Source organism: Rhodococcus sp. GB-02, from assembly GCF_053470465.1.
This window is the reverse complement of sequence record NZ_JBPUKE010000001.1, coordinates 2,584,362-2,599,414: the sequence shown is the minus strand read 5'-3', so window position 1 is coordinate 2,599,414 and position 15,053 is coordinate 2,584,362. Positions and strand designations below refer to the sequence as shown.

General features: G+C 64.6%; 10 protein-coding genes. 4 read left to right on the top strand and 6 right to left on the bottom strand.

Annotated elements, in window-relative coordinates:
- Positions 1-16: 16 nt before the first annotated feature.
- Positions 17-949, top strand: a complete 933-nt coding sequence (locus tag ACSW29_RS12290; protein ID WP_448277321.1) for a hypothetical protein — start codon at positions 17-19, stop codon at positions 947-949.
- A gap of 4 nt (positions 950-953) precedes the next feature.
- Entirely contained in the window at positions 954-2,297 is a 1,344-nt protein-coding gene (locus ACSW29_RS12285; RefSeq protein ID WP_230812669.1) for an ABC1 kinase family protein, read from the top strand.
- 26 nt (positions 2,298-2,323) lie between these two features.
- On the opposite strand, the gene ACSW29_RS12280 is transcribed toward ACSW29_RS12285, so the two are convergent.
- Positions 2,324-2,590 carry a WhiB family transcriptional regulator gene (locus ACSW29_RS12280; protein ID WP_269590699.1) on the bottom strand — a complete coding sequence of 89 codons (267 nt, stop codon included), beginning with the start codon at positions 2,588-2,590 and terminating at the stop codon, positions 2,324-2,326.
- A 569-nt stretch (positions 2,591-3,159) separates the two neighbouring features.
- Positions 3,160-5,298, bottom strand: coding sequence for an ATP-dependent DNA helicase UvrD2 (locus ACSW29_RS12275; RefSeq protein ID WP_448277320.1), 2,139 nt, complete (start codon positions 5,296-5,298; stop codon positions 3,160-3,162).
- Between the two features lie 103 nt (positions 5,299-5,401).
- On the opposite strand from ACSW29_RS12275, the gene ACSW29_RS12270 reads away from it, so the two are divergent.
- Complete coding sequence (locus ACSW29_RS12270; protein ID WP_003942350.1) at positions 5,402-5,659, top strand: mycoredoxin; 258 nt, start codon at positions 5,402-5,404, stop codon at positions 5,657-5,659.
- A gap of 30 nt (positions 5,660-5,689) precedes the next feature.
- Here ACSW29_RS12270 and nudC read toward each other — a convergent pair whose 3' ends face one another.
- A complete protein-coding gene (nudC, locus tag ACSW29_RS12265; protein ID WP_007731249.1) occupies positions 5,690-6,589 on the bottom strand; it encodes an NAD(+) diphosphatase in 900 nt (299 codons plus the stop codon).
- Positions 6,590-6,627: 38 nt separating this feature from the next.
- Positions 6,628-7,695, bottom strand: a complete 1,068-nt coding sequence (locus ACSW29_RS12260; RefSeq protein ID WP_230812664.1) for a potassium channel family protein — start codon at positions 7,693-7,695, stop codon at positions 6,628-6,630.
- A gap of 168 nt (positions 7,696-7,863) precedes the next feature.
- Here ACSW29_RS12260 and ACSW29_RS12255 point away from each other — a divergent pair, with 168 nt between their 5' ends.
- Entirely contained in the window at positions 7,864-8,265 is a 402-nt protein-coding gene (locus ACSW29_RS12255; protein WP_230812662.1) for a DoxX family protein, read from the top strand.
- Here ACSW29_RS12255 and ACSW29_RS12250 read toward each other — a convergent pair.
- Together ACSW29_RS12250 and ACSW29_RS12245 are read right to left on the bottom strand one after the other, a co-directional pair.
- The gene (locus tag ACSW29_RS12250) at positions 8,262-11,654 is read right to left on the bottom strand and encodes an ATP-dependent helicase (RefSeq protein WP_448277319.1); all 3,393 of its coding nucleotides are present in this window, start codon (positions 11,652-11,654) and stop codon (positions 8,262-8,264) included. The genes ACSW29_RS12255 and ACSW29_RS12250 overlap by 4 nt on opposite strands.
- Positions 11,655-15,017 (bottom strand): ATP-dependent helicase, encoded by a 3,363-nt coding sequence (locus tag ACSW29_RS12245; protein ID WP_317825473.1) that lies wholly within the window; start codon positions 15,015-15,017, stop codon positions 11,655-11,657.
- Positions 15,018-15,053 lie beyond the last annotated feature (36 nt).

Sequence of the window (15,053 nt, the reverse complement as noted above, 5' to 3'; positions counted from 1 at the left end):
ATGCCAGCATCGAGCGATGACCGGTGACACGCAGAACAGCACGACACAGAACACACAGCGATCCGTGGGACCCCGATGGGATCCACGGATCGCTGTTCTGTCGCGCCCGGACGGTCGGCTTCAGCTGGGATGGACACCCGGGCGTGCTGTCCTGCTGACGCTGCCTGTCGGGGTCGATGCGCGGGCGGTGAAGTCGATCCTGCGCGCGATGGACGGCTCGAGATCCCGCGCGACCATCCTCTGGGAAGCGTCGAAGCGCGGAATTTCGACGTCGGTGACGGAGGAGCTACTCGAACAACTCGCCGATTCCGGATTCGTCCACACTGCCGGCACAAGCACCGCGTCCGTCCGGATCCATGGCGTCGGTCCTCTCTCGGACGCCGTCGAGCGCGGACTCGTCACCAGCGGCACCAGCACGCGACGCTCGCGCGGGTATCGCAACACCGACGTCGTGCGCACGTGGAACGAACAACTGGTGGTCTTGGCCGACGACGTCGTCACAGATCCTCGCTTGGTCAGCGATCTCGTTCGGTGCGGACTCCCCCACCTTTCCGTCCGTATCCGGGACGGCAACGGTGTGGTCGGCCCTCTTGTCCTACCGGGTCAGTCGAGTTGCCTGCGGTGCGCCGACATCATCCGATCCGAACTCGACCCTCATTGGCTTCATCTGTCCGCGCAGCTACTCGGCAGCGCGGGCCACGCGGAATCGGCGATGATCCATGCAAGTGTCGCGCTGGCCCTGGCCGAGATCGACGCGGCTCTCAGTGCCCTGGACCTACCCAGTGTCGTGGACCTTCCCAGTGCCGCCTCTGCAGCAAGTCTGTCGTCGACGCTCGAGATCGCGCTCCGTCCGTATCGAATCACAACGAGGCGCTGGCCTCGGCAAATATCCTGCAGTTGCCAATACCTGGCACCTGTTTCGGGCAAAGGACGCGCCAGTCAGACATGATGGTGTGGTGTCCGAGATCCCACGCAAGAGTTCTGCCCGTACTGCCAAACTCGCGAGCATCCCCCTGGGGATGGCCGGTCGCGCCGCCATGGGCTTCGGACGCAAGCTCGCCGGCGGCGACAAAGGCGAGATCGACGCGCAGTTGAGCGCGAAGGCCGCCGAGCAACTGTTTGCGGTGCTGGGCGAACTCAAGGGCGGCGCGATGAAGCTGGGCCAAGCGCTCAGCGTCATGGAGGCGGCAATTCCGGAGGAATTCGCCGAGCCGTACCGCGAGTCGCTGAACAAGCTCCAGGCCGCCGCCCCGCCGCTACCGACCAAGCAAGTACACAAGATGCTCGACCAGCAACTCGGAACCAAGTGGCGCGACCGATTCCAGTCGTTCGACGACGAACCGACCGCGTCGGCAAGCATCGGGCAGGTTCACCGAGCCGTCTGGGCGGACGGACGTGACGTGGCCGTCAAAGTTCAGTACCCCGGCGCCGACGAAGCTCTTCGCGCCGATCTCAAGACCTTGGGCAGATTTGCCGGCCTGTTCGGTTCGGTCATGCCCGGTGTCGACGTGCGACCCGTGATCGAAGAGTTCACCGCCCGCACGGAGGAAGAACTCGACTATCGGATCGAGGCGAACAATCAGCGAGCATTCGCGAAAGAATTCGACGGGGATCCGCAATTCGTGATCCCGCACGTCGTTGCGAGCGCGCCGAAGGTGGTCGTGACCGAATGGATGACGGCAACCCCGTTGACCAGAATCATCGAAAGCGGAACGCCGGATCAGCGCAATGCTGCCGGTGCACTACTCGCCGAGTTCCACTTCGCATCTCCGGCCCGTGTCGGCTTGCTCCACTGTGATCCGCACCCCGGCAACTTCATGCTTCTCGAGGACGGCCGACTCGGCGTCATCGACTTCGGTGCTGCAGCGCCGTTCCCGAACGGACTGCCACGGGTTCTCGGCACGATGGTGCGTCTGGCGGTCGAGGAACAATTCGATGAGTTAACGGAGTTGTTGCGCGCCAACGGTTTCGTGATTCCCGGACGCACGGTGACCGACAAGGAGATCGCGGATTACCTGCGACCGTTCACCGACCCGATTCAGACCGAGTCATTTCACTTCACTCGGGCATGGCTGCAAAAGGCCGCCGGAACCGCCACTGACTTCAACAGTGCGCAGTTCCGAACGGCTCGTGCACTCAACCTTCCGGCCGAGTATTTGATGATCTTCCGTGTTCTTCTCGGTTCGGTCGGCATATGCGCCCAGTTGGACGCATATGCCCCGTACATGGAAATCCTGACTCGTTGGTTGCCAGGGTTCGCGGAGCCGGTTCTGGATGACACCGGCTCCGCCGAATAAGACACCGGCTCCGCCGAATAGGGCTCTCACGCGCACACGAGTTGCTTGCGTGGGCGCCCCCTCGGTCTCTTGCGCGCTATGACGGCACCCTGATCGAGGATCTCGCCTCCCCACACCCCCCAGGGCTCGGCGCGGTCGAGAGCCGCACTGAGACAACGGGAACGGATGGGGCACTGCGCGCACAGTGCCTTGGCCTGCTCGAGTTCGGCCGGAGCTTCGGCGAACCAGAGATCGGGGTTGGATGCCCGGCACGGCAGGTCGCGGCGGGTGGACGCGACCTCGATGAATGTCACTGCAGCCGAAGTGACGTCGGTGGATGTTACTGCAGTGGTGGAGTTTTCGGATTCCACGCGGATTGTCTGGGCAGACAACTCGGTCTCCTAGTGCTCGGATGCGAAACTATGTCGCACGATATGGGTTCGATGGGTGCGAACCTGAGCCGAGTCGGAAACCAGATCAAGAGGGGTATCCAACACAAAGGCCACGGTCCGCAGGGGCTGCGGGTCCGTGGCCGTAAGTGAACGGATGTGTCCTACCGAGAAATACCTCGATGGCTTAAGAACACGGACTCGACAGCTGCTTTCTTTGCTGCTGCTTGAGGGCGCAGGCGGAACGCATGCTGCGCCCATCCCGCTGCACGCGGCAGCATGGGGGCGGCAACAGCGAACTTTGCGCTTGCGCACGCTTCGTAAGAGATCAAGTTCGTCATTTATTTGCCACCTCCATTTCGTGTCGGTCCGGATAGTTTCTGCGCACAGGTTGCCCCGTAACACTGAAAACCAGAGTAGAGAATCTCTCGAATCTGCACAACCTATTTTTGACCTGCGGTTATGTAACTCACGGTTGTCGATTAGATGTGTTGTCAGATATCGAGTGTTGCCGCTCTCAGTTCACCGCGAATGACAGCAAGTACGTCCTCACCGAAATTGTCGAGTTTCTTCGGCCCGATTCCGGGAATCGAGACCAGCCCACGATTGTCTTGTGGTCGTTGTTCGGCAATAGCCATCAGTGTGTTGTCACTGAAGACGACATAGGCCGGAACTTTGAGTTCACGGGATTTGTCCAGACGCCAGGCCTTGAGATGTTCGAGCAATTCCAGGTCGACATTGGACGGGCACTTCTCGCAGCGTCCGAGCATTGTCGCCGACGTCCCGATCAACGGTTTGCCGCATACGCGGCAGCGCGGACGCTTCTTGTTCCCCGACGACGGCGCGGCAACGCGCGAGGCCGGCGAATCCTCCGGGATGAGTCCGTTGAGGAACCTCGACCGACGACGGGACTTGCGTCCGCCCTCGTTGCGGGCCAGCGCCCACGACAGTTGCAGATGCTCACGAGCGCGGGTCACCCCCACGTAGAGAAGCCGACGCTCCTCCTCCACCGCGACGTCGTCGGCGCCCGAATTGGCGTCGCCGAGAACGTGTTGGATCGGCAGGGTGCCGTCGTTGAGGCCGACCAGGAACACCGCATCCCATTCGAGCCCCTTGGCCGCGTGGAGCGAAGCCAGCGTCACGCCCTGCACTGTCGGTGGGTGCCGCGCCTCAGCTCTGGCCGTGAGCTCCTGCAGAAGCCCGGTCAGCGTCAGTTCGGGTTCGTGGACGAGTTGTTCTTCGGTCAGCGCCACGAGAGCCGAGAGCGACGCCCAGCGTTCGCGTGCCTGAGTACCCGCAGGCTCCTCGTTGGTCAGGCCGAGCGGAGCGAGTACGGCGCGGACGAGTGAGACCAGCGCTTCGCCGTTGTCTGCACCTTCGGGGAGGTCGTCGCGTCCGGCAGCCTGGCGCAGCGCCGCCACCGCCTGACGGACCTCGGTGCGGGTGAAGAAGCCCTCGCCGCCGCGCACCTGGAACGGGATGCCGAGCTTGGTGAGCGCCTGCTCGTGCGCCTCGGACTGGGCATTGATCCGGTACAGAACAGCGATCTCGGCGGCGGGGGTGCCTGCCGCGATCAGCCGTTTGATCGCCCGCGCAACGCCGAGCGCCTCGGCCGGCTCGTCGTCGAACTCCATGAACTCCGGGTCGGGCCCCGGTGCGCGCTGCCCGATCAACTGCAGACGCGTCCCGGCGATCCGCCCGCGCGCCGCACCGATCACGCGGTTCGCCAACGACACGACCTCAGGCGTGGAGCGGTAGTCCCGTTCGAGCCGGACGACAGTCGCCTCGGGGAATTTGCGGGAGAAGTCCAACAGGTAGTTCGGGGTGGCGCCGGTGAAGGAGTAGATAGTCTGATTCGCATCGCCCACCACGGTCAGGTCGTCGCGGTCCCCCAGCCAGGCGTCGAGCACACGCTGCTGAAGTGGAGTGACGTCCTGATACTCGTCCACGACGAAGCAGCGATACCGCTCGCGGAACTCGTCGGCGACCGTCGAATGCTCTTCGAGAGCTGCCGCTGTGTGAAGTAGGAGATCGTCGAAGTCCAGGAGCATGCCGTCCTGGCCGCGTGCCTTCAGCTCTTCGTATGCCGCATAAACCTCGGCCACCTTGGTGGCATCGACCGGTGCCTCACGGCGAATCTTGGCGATCGCGCGTGGGTAATCCTCCGGCGCGATCAGCGAAGCCTTCGACCATTCGATTTCGCTGGCGAGGTCCCGGACGCTTTCCGTGCTGGTGGGCAATCCCACCCGAGCTGCGGCGCTACTGACAACTGCAAACTTTCGGTCGAGCAGACGCCAGGGCGTGTCACCGACAACCTGCGGCCAGAAGTACTTCAGTTGCCGGAGAGCAGCGGCGTGAAAGGTTCGAGCCTGCACCTGCGGCCCACTCCCGCCGACGCCCAGCTCACGGAGACGTCCACGCATCTCCCCGGCCGCACGAGCTGTGAATGTCACGGCAAGCACCTGACCGGCCGACACATGACCGTCGGCAACCAGATGAGCGATCCGACGTGTGATGGTGCGGGTTTTGCCTGTTCCAGCGCCCGCAAGGACGCACACCGGGCCGCGTGGCGCGAGCACGGCGGCCGATTGTTCTGGATCCAGTCCGGTGTCCGCAGGCATGGGCACCATCATGGCAGGACGTTCCGACACTCCAATCGCCGCGCCCGACGGTATGTGGGCAAGAGAACACGGGCCGATACGGAACAACGCTCTCGGTCGTGGTGTTATATCGGCCGTGACTTCTACCGAAAACGCGCCTGCCCTGACCATCTACTCGACCACGTGGTGCGGCTACTGCCGCCGCCTCAAGACGCAGCTCAATGCGTCGGGGATCGAGTACACCGAGATCGACATCGAGAACGATCCGGCGGCAGCCGATTTCGTCGGCAGCGTCAACGGTGGCAATCACGTCGTTCCGACCGTGAAGTACGGCGACGGCAGCGTCGCGACCAACCCGTCGCTCAACCAGGTCAAGCAGGCCCTAGGTCTGTAGAACTTCTCCGGCTGCTACTCGATCCAGCTCTTACTTGACCCAGCTCTCGAGCATTCCGCGAGCGATGGAGATCGATCCGGGCAGCAGCAGTGGCGCGTCCGCTTCCGAACCCCAGTCGCCGAGTTCGAGAGCGGCGCGCACCTCGTCCTTGGTGAACCAGGTGCCCTCGGCGATCTCGCCGTCCGCGAACAGCAGCGGAGCTGCGGGATCGCCGATTGCGGCAAAGCCCAACATCACCGAGCGCGGGAACGGCCAGGGCTGGCTGCCGAGGTATCGGACGCTGTGCACGTCGATACCGACCTCTTCCTTGATCTCGCGGACAACACACGTTTCGAGCGACTCCCCGGCCTCGACAAATCCCGCGAGAATCGAGAAACGCCGCTGCGGCCAGGTCGGCTGACGCGCGAGCAGAACTCGATCGCCGCCGTCGTGCACCAGGCAGATGACCGCCGGATCGGTTCGGGGAAACTCCTCGTGGCCCGTGGACGTGGAGATGCGAGACCAGCCGGACATGGTGGGCTCACTCGGTGCGCCGTCGATAGCGCTGAATCCGGCACTGTCGTGCCAGTTGAGAATCGCGACGGCACCGGTCAACAGGCCGGCGTCCGCGTCGTCGAGTGTTCCGCCGAGCATCCGCAATTCGGACAACGTGCCCGCCAACAGCGACACCCGCACCGCCCACACGTGGCGATTCTCGCGAATTCCCAGGAACACCGCACCGCGCACCGGTTCGGGTCCCAACTCGGTTGCCTCGGCGAAGACCAACTGACCTTCCGGCGACACCTTGACCTGACCCCGTGAATTCACCCGTAGAAGCAGCGCATCCGCCCACCCCGTGGTCAGTGCAGCGGCGTCCGACCGCAATTCCTCGGCGCGGCCGACGCTCGAACGTGAGAGCAGAGGTGTTTCGGTCAGCTGGAAGTCGTTCACGCTCACGACATTACTGCGCGCACGAAGCTCGGTAGCACTCAGTTCGTGACGCGGCGGATGTACAGCAGGCGATCGTTCTCCTCGACCGCGTCCACCTCGGGCGAACCGACGCGAACCAGACGGCCGTCTCGAACGACTCCGAGCACGATGTCGGAGAGATGACGCGGAGAGCCACCGACCTCGTCACGCTCGACGGCGCGCTCGGCGATCGCGAATCCGGCTTCCGGAGTCAGCAGGTCTTCGATCATCTCCACGACGGTCGGCGTCGTGGTCGCGATGCCGAGGAGTCGGCCGGCCGTCTCCGAAGAGACGACCACCGAGTCTGCGCCGGACTGACGGAGGAGATGCGCATTGTCGGCTTCACGGATGGCTGCGGCGATCTTGGCCTTCGGCGCAATTTCCCGAGCTGTCAGCGTCACGAGCACTGCGGTGTCGTCGCGGTTGGTTGCCACGATGATCGACGACGCATTCTGCGCGCCGGCCAACCGAAGTACGTCCGATTTCGTAGCCGAACCGAATACCGTCACCAACCCCTTACTGGCAGCGGAATCCAGTACGGCCTGATCGGTGTCGACGACCACGATCTCCGACGCCGGCACACCGTCCCCGAGCATGGCTTCGATTGCCGTGCGCCCCTTGGTTCCGTATCCGACGACGACGGTGTGATTACGCACGTGCTGCCTCCAACGCTGAATTTTGAACGCCTGACGCGAACTCTCGGTCAGAGCTGAAAGTGTGGTGCCGACCAACACGATCAAGAAGAAGATTCGAAGTGGCGTGATCAACAGAACGTTGACCAGGCGCGCGGACGGCGTGAACGGGGTGATGTCGCCGTAGCCGGTGGTCGAGAGCGAAACCGTCGCATAGTAGATGCAATCGAGTAGGGAAAGTTCGTTGTCCTGAGCGTCACGGTAGCCCGCACGATCGATGTACACGATCAACACGGCGGCGCCGAGAGCACTCAACGCGATGAGAACTCGCTTGTAGATGGCCCGAGCTGGACTGGTCTGCAGCTGGGGAATTCGCAGCACCCCGACAAGGGCGAAGTCAGGCTGATCGGTCAATGCTTCCGACCTGGTCAAACGCGCCCGGAGCTTACCGGCCATACATCGACTCTCTCACTCGAACTTACGAAATACCTACACGGACATCGGCAGGCAGCGTAACCCTCGAAGATCGACTTCGGAACTCGGGCGCCGAATAGCGCGCCGGTAGTGGCGCCGATACCGGCACCGGTACTGGCAAGTGGAGCCACCGTCAGGCAGGCTGGGCAAATGCCTTTCACCAGTTCGACGTCCACTCCCAGCCAAGCAGCCGCTCTTCGTTTGTCGGCCATCCTTCTCGGCGCAGGGACCATGCATTTTGTCGCGCCCTCCTTCTTCGACAGCACCGTTCCCCGCCAGCTTCCCGGTCAGGCGCGCACCTACACGCAGGTGTCGGGTGTCGCGGAATTGGCGATCGGCGCGGCCTTGGCTGTGCCGAAGACTCGCAAGCTCGGCGCGGGCCTTGCCGCCGCGCTCTTTGTTGCCGTGTTCCCCGCCAACATTCAGATGGCGATCGACTGGTGCCGAAGCCCGAAGACATCCACGCCGCAGAAGATCGGTTCGATCGCACGTCTCCCCCTGCAGGTTCCGCTGGTGACCGAAGCGCTCAAAGCTCGTCGAAACGCCAGCTAGTCCTGCGCGCCTGCCGTTCGGATGAGGTGCGCGAGAGCCTCACCGTCCGGCAGGTTCTCGGGGGCGATGGTGCGACCCGATCGCACGTAGTGAAACGCCGCGCGCACCTTGTCGGCCGGAAACTGTTCGTTGCGCCCTGCCGAACGAGCTCTGGCTGACATCAATTCGGCCCAGGCCACCCGATACGCGGCCAACTGCATCACAACAGCGTCCTCGTTGGCGGCCGAAGGTTCGGCACCGGTCTTCCAGTCGATCACCGTCCATCCGCCGTCTGGATCGGCGAACACAGCGTCGATCCGACCTCGCAAAACCGTTCCCGCAATAGAAGTCTCGAAGGGAACTTCCACTTCGATCGGGCTGCGATTGGCCCACGGGGACCGCAGGAATGCATCCTGCAGTTTCACCAGATCGGTCTCGGGGCCCGCGCCGGTATCCGCGGCGCCGGGTAGTTCGTCGAGATCCAACAGCCGGGTCGCACCGAACCTTCGCTCGATCCAGGCGTGAAAAGCCGTGCCTCGCCGAGCGAGCGGATTCGGTGGGTACGGCAGTGGTCTACGCAGACGTGCCGCGAGTTCGTCCGGATCGGCTTTGAGGTCGACGAGCTGAGTCACCGAAAGCTGTGCGGGAAGAATCACTTCGGCACGCGCGTTTGCCCGGGCTTCGCGCTCGGCCAAGAGAACGTCGGCGTCCGAAGCCCAGTTTTCCGGATCGTCCTCCGGTTCTTCCGTCTCTTCACTGTTTTGCGGCAGCGATACGAGAGCGGACAGGACGCTCGCGGCTCCCGCCTCGACGGCCCCGCGGCGCCCACCCAGCGGATCGGGTGGCCACTGCGCCGTCCGGGGCGTAGATGCCAACGGGTTCTCGGTGTCGGGTTCCGGCGCCGGCGCCCATTCCTCCACAACGCCGATCACACCGCGTGAACCATCTTCACCGGCGCCGTTTTCGGCAGTGACCATCTGATGCAGCTCGTCCAGGAACTCCGAAGGCCCCTTCGGTTCCGAACCGGATTCTGCCCAGTGATGAGCCGAGATGAACAGTGCCCGTTCGGTTCTGGTCAGCGCGACGTAGAACAACCGACGGTCCTCGTCCAGTCGACGGTTGGACAGTGCCTTCTTGTGAGCCGCTATCGCGTTCTCGAGGTCCTTGCGGTTGTACAACTCCTCGAGGTCGAGCACTGGCACACCATCCGCCGAATCCGCGTCGACGGCCCGGTCACCGCGCAACGACGGCGGCAGTTCGGCGAGGGCACCGAGCCAGGACCCGGACGCGGTGGACGAGGGGAACACCCCGTCGCTGACATGCGGGATCGCGACCACTTCCCATTCCAGACCCTTCGCCGAGTGCACGGTCAAGATCTGCACGCGATCCGGCGCCACCTCCACCTCGCCCGGGGCGAGGCCCTTTTCGATCTGTTCAGCGGCCGCGAAGAATGCGAGCATCCCGGTCAGATTGGCCGTCGGACGCGTCGCGTAATTGGCGACGACGTCGGCAAACGCGTCGAGATGCTCACGGCCAGCAGTGCCGACGACACCGACTCGGGTCCGCGCTCCCGCCTCGATTCCGATACCGAGCACCCGCTCGACCTCCGCCACCAATTCGGTGAGCGGTTGGCCGATGCGTTCGCGCAAGGACGCCAACTCTGCCGCTATCGCGTTGATGCGTGTGTACCCGAGGGCTGAATAGCGCTCCGCCGGACCTGGATCGGAGATCGAGTCGACCAAGCCTGCTTGCTCGGCGTTCTCCCCCGGCAATGCATCGTGGACCGCCGAGGTGAGCGCCTCGGCGTCGGTGACCGCACCTGCAGTTCCGTATCCCGCGGAGATGGCGAGTTCGCGGGAGCGTTGCGAGAGTGCGGCGAGGTCCTTCGCCCCGATTTGCCATCTCGCTCCGGTGAGTAGCCGAACCGCTGCGCTGCCCGCCAGCGGATCGGCGACCACTCGGAGCATGGCGATCACGTCCGCCACCTCAGGGGTGTGCAGAAGCCCACCGAGTCCGACCACTTCGACCGGCAGACCTTTGGACCGCAGAGCTTCGGCCAGCGGGGCAGCGTCCGCGTTTCGGCGGATCAACACTGCTGCCGTGGGCGTCGGGCGGTCTTCGGCGCGTGCCGCCTCGTATTCTTCGGCGATTTTCTCCGCCACCCACTGACGTTCCTGTTCGACGTCGCCGAGTAACGCCAGTCGAACGTCTCCGGCGACGGCTCCTGGCCGCGCACGAAGAGTGCTGACGGCCACGCCGCGTCGACGCAACGGCGCCGAAGACAGGTTGGCCAGCTCGAGAGCCTCCGGCGGGTTGCGCCAACTGGTGAGCAGTTCGAGTGTCGGAGCCGGCTTTCCGTTGGCGAGCGGGAAATCGGTTGCGAACCGGGGCAGGTTGGCCGCCGACGCGCCGCGCCAACCGTAGATCGACTGCATGGGATCGCCGACGGCCGTCAACGCCAACCGGCCGTCAGCTCCCCCACCGAACAACGACGACAACAACACTCGCTGAGCGTGACCGGTGTCCTGGTACTCGTCGAGAAGGACTACCCGAAAGCGCTCACGCTCGGTCTGCCCGACCTCGGGATGCTCTGAAGCGACCCGCGCCGACAGCGACATCTGACTTCCGAAGTCCAATGCACCTTCGCGCCGCAACGTCTCGCCGAGCCGGGCGACGAGGGGCAGTAGCTCAATGCGTTTGTGTTGCACATCAAGGTAATTCAGTAGTTCTTTGCTCGGTCCACCCCGCTGTTTCGGACCGGCAGGCAGAGTGTGAATCAACTTGTCCAACTCGGTGTGCGCCTCGAGCAACTGCTCGGGATCGACCAGATGCTCCGCCAACTGACCGGCAAGGGCCAGAACGGTTTCGGTGATCGACCCCGGATTCTTGTCGGTGTCCAGATCGCTGTCCCAACCGCTCACGACGCGGTGCGCGACCTGCCACAGTTCGGTCTCGGACAACAGCGTCGCCGAGGGTTCGATGGGCAACAGCAGTCCGTGTTCGGACAGCAACCGTCCCGCGTAAGCGTGGTAGGTACTGACTTCGGGTTCCCCGGCCAGAATCCGGGAGCGCACTCCGCCGGTGGGGTCGAGTGCCCGCAGCACGTCCGAACCCGCCAGTCGCGCCAAGCGCTTGCGGATTCGCGACGTGAGCTGTTGCGCCGCTTTGCGCGTGAAGGTCAATCCGAGAACGGCCTCGGGATCGACGAAGCCGTTGGCCACCAGCCACACGACGCGAGCAGCCATCGTCTCTGTCTTACCGGCACCGGCGCCGGCGACCACCAATGTCGGACCGAGCGGTGCGGCGATCACTGCCGCCTGCTCCGGCGTCGGCGGGTGCTGACCGAGCGCGACCGCGAGGTCGACAGGGTCGATCTTCGGTCGGCGTGCCTTTTGCGTCGCGGCAGCCACTTAGTTACTCACCTGTCGTCCCTCGTCGTGTGCCGGGCAACTCGAACGCACCGGGCAATGTCTACATCCGTCGTTGACCCTGGCCAGGTACTCGGGTCCTTGAGTCGCTGCCGCAGCGTTGTGAATGACGTCTCGCCACATCTCGACTGCTTCGGCAGTCAACGGCGGCTGAACTCGCTGCGCCGCGCCGTCTTTCTTGTTGGACTTGGCCACGAATACCAAGCGTGCGCCACCGGGTTGTGTCGCCGGTTCGCCTGCTATCGCACCTTCGGCCGCTGCGACCTGGTATGCCGCCAACTGCGCGTGAGATTGCGCGGCCTCGTTACTGACGGGATTTCGCGCAGTCTTCACGTCGACGACCACCGGGCGTCCTTCGGTGTCACGTTCGAGCCGGTCGATCCGGCCGCGAAGCTTGACCGCAGGCGCTCCTTCTTCGCGCGGTTCGAGGACCCCCTCGACCGCAACCTCGACGCCGACTTCGGTCAGTTCACCGCGAGTTGCGTTCATCCAGGCGGTGAACGTCGCCAGCATCTCGCGCGTTCGATTGAGCTCGCGGCGCGAGTACCACTGCGAACCCAGATCGATCGACTCCCAGGCATTTTCGAGTGCCTTCTCGACCTGGTCCGGTGGAATCCGGCCGGCCAGTGCCTGGACCAAGGTATGGACCAGGGTGCCGGCGATCGCGTGGGTGTTGTCTCCGTCGCTGCCACCATGACGCTCGAACACCCATCGGAGAGGGCATGTTTCGAGAAGCTCGATGGTGGACGGCGAGAGTGATACCGGTCCGTCCTCGGGTTGCCACATGGGAGCAGCCGTGCTCGGCTCGGCTGTGCCGTACCACTGATCCGGATGAGCGCCTCGTACTCCGGCAGCAGCGAGACGCGCCAACTGGTGTGCGGCGCGGGAATGCTTCTCGGGGTCGAAATGCGCGATGTCGGGATCACACACCACACTGCGAAGCTGTGCGACCAGTGCCGGCAGCGACAGAACACGGGTATCTCCGGTCTCCGGTGCAACGACGTCGAGATCGGAAGTCGGGTCGTCCGAGTACGCGTCACCCCGGATCAATTCGTCCACGAACCGCGAAGGCACCAGATCGGTATCCCCCGAAGCCGATTCGACTGCGGTGATCAGCAGACGGCGACGAGCACGGCTACAGGCGACCAGGAACAACCTGCGTTCTTCGGCCAGCAGGGGCGCGGTTCGCGAGAGTCGTTCAGCAGCCGAGTCACTGCCGTCGGAGACTCCGTTGACCAGGTCGATCAGCGCTTCGGTGCGCAGCAGCGATCCGCGTGCCCGCAAACTCGGCCAGAGCCCCTCCTGCACACCCGCCACCGCCACGACGGCCCATTCGCGACCCGCCGCGGCGTGAGCGCTGACCACGGTGACGGCGTCGGGAGCAATGACCGATCGGCTCCGCGAGTCGGTCGGTATCTCCTGGCTGGTCAAATAGTCGACAAAACCGGCGAGTTGCGAACGCGGCAGCCGGTCGACGTAGTTGGCGGCCGCGTCGAAGAGTGCGACGACGGCGTCCAGGTCGCGATCAGCTTGTGAGCCGATAGGTCCCCCACGTGCCGACGCAGCCGCCCAGCGCCGTTCCAGGCCCGTCGCTTGCCAGGCCGCCCAGAGAACTTCCTCGACCCCGAGACCACGCTCGAGAGGTACCCGGGCCTTGCGAAGGACCGACAGCACTCGATTCAGGGCAGCAGCCTCGACGTCCGTCAGTTTGCCCATGAGCCGCTTGGATTGCGCACGATCCTCGTCGATCAGGATCAGCCGCAACAACTCCGACGAGTCCCGATCACTTCCCGACGCCAACTCGACGCGGCGCAGACCACGACGCAACCGGCGCAGGGTAACCGGTTCGGCGCCGCCGATCGGGCCGGCCATCAGGGCCAGAGCGTCGTCCCCGGTGAACTGATCGCCTCCGAGCGCCCGAAGGACCAGCAACAGGCCGGACACGCCGTGTTGCCTGGCGAGCGGCAATTCGGTGGCAGCAGTGGTGACGGGCACCCCCGCGGCGAGCAGGGCCCGCCGGAGAGGGGCAAGGGTGCGCGGGACCGACCGCACGATGACTGCCATGTCGGACCACGCAATCCCGTCCAGCAGATGTGCCCGGCGCAAGGTATCTGCAACAACTGCCGCTTCTTTGGCCGTCGTGCCGAGAACACGCACCGACGCCCGTCCGGGGTCCTCATCGGTGAGGTCGGACGGAACCGCGATGCGGTGAGCGAGATTGCCGGGCAGCCGCGCAGCGATCTTGGCCGAGATCGACGCGACGTCGGCATTGTTTCGAAACATTGTGGGCAGGACGATCTGGCGCTCGTCTCCGCGCTCGGCGAGTCCGAGCAGGAACGCCGAATCCGCACCGCGGAACCCGAAGACCGACTGATCCGGATCGCCGGCGATGACAGTGCCCACGGTTCCGGTTCCGATCAGTCGAACCAGTTGCGCCGCCTGAGGATCCAGGTGCTGCGCGTCGTCGACCAGCAGGTGCCGGATACGGGCGCGCTCGGAGCGGAGGAGCTCGGGGTCGGTGGCAAACGCGGTCAGCGCGGCGCCGATCAACTCAGCTGCGTCCAGCGCCGGCGCTGTGGCCTCCGGAGCCTCGACACCGACACTGCCGCGCAGCAGCACACCCTGCTCGTACGCCTCGGCGAACCGGCCGGCCGCCACCCACTCGGGTCGGCCGCGCTTCTTGCCAAGCTTGACCAGATCTTCGGGACCGAGTCCGCGTTCGTTGGCACGCAGCATCAGGTCTCTGAGTTCTACGGCAAAGCCGTTCAAGCCCAGCGCGGGTCGCAGGCGCTCCGGCCACCGGAGCGCGCCGTCTTCGATGTCGCCGCGCAACATCTCTCGCAGCACCGAATCCTGCTCGGCGCCGGTGATCAGGCGTGGCGGCGCGTTGCCGTGTGCTGCAGCTTGAAGCCGAAGAACAGCAAAGGCGTAGGAGTGAACGGTGCGGACCAACGGCTCACGAGTTGCCTGCGGCCCGCGTTCTTGTTCGTACCCGAGCAATCCGGCTGTGATCTGCTCTCGGACCTGCGTCGCTGCCCGGCGTGACTGGGTGAGCACCAGGACCGATTCAGGATCTTCGCCACCGGAGATCTTCTGCACTGCCAGATCCACGAGAAGGGACGTCTTGCCGGTTCCGGGGCTGCCGAGCACCTGCCAGGGATTCCAGGCGGCCGCCGAGCCGAATGACACCGAGCCGAATGCGAGCTGGAATGGATCTTCTGACGGCGGAGCGAACAGCCGCGCCGTCCCTTCGTCCCACGATCGGGGTATCGGAGACGGCGCAGTTCGGTGCACCAACCGCGCCCGCGGAATGGTGACCTTGCTGCGTGTTGCCGTCTCACTCACCCAGGCATTCCACCAGAGCGCACCGACAACTCATGC

Coding starts and splice junctions, on each gene's coding strand:
- ACSW29_RS12290 (WP_448277321.1), top strand. CDS start 17: ATGACCGGTGACACGCAGAACAGCACGACACAGAACACACAGCGATCC.
- ACSW29_RS12255 (WP_230812662.1), top strand. CDS start 7,864: ATGCCTTTCACCAGTTCGACGTCCACTCCCAGCCAAGCAGCCGCTCTT.
- ACSW29_RS12275 (WP_448277320.1), bottom strand. CDS start 5,298: ATGATGGTGCCCATGCCTGCGGACACCGGACTGGATCCAGAACAATCG.
- ACSW29_RS12260 (WP_230812664.1), bottom strand. CDS start 7,695: ATGGCCGGTAAGCTCCGGGCGCGTTTGACCAGGTCGGAAGCATTGACC.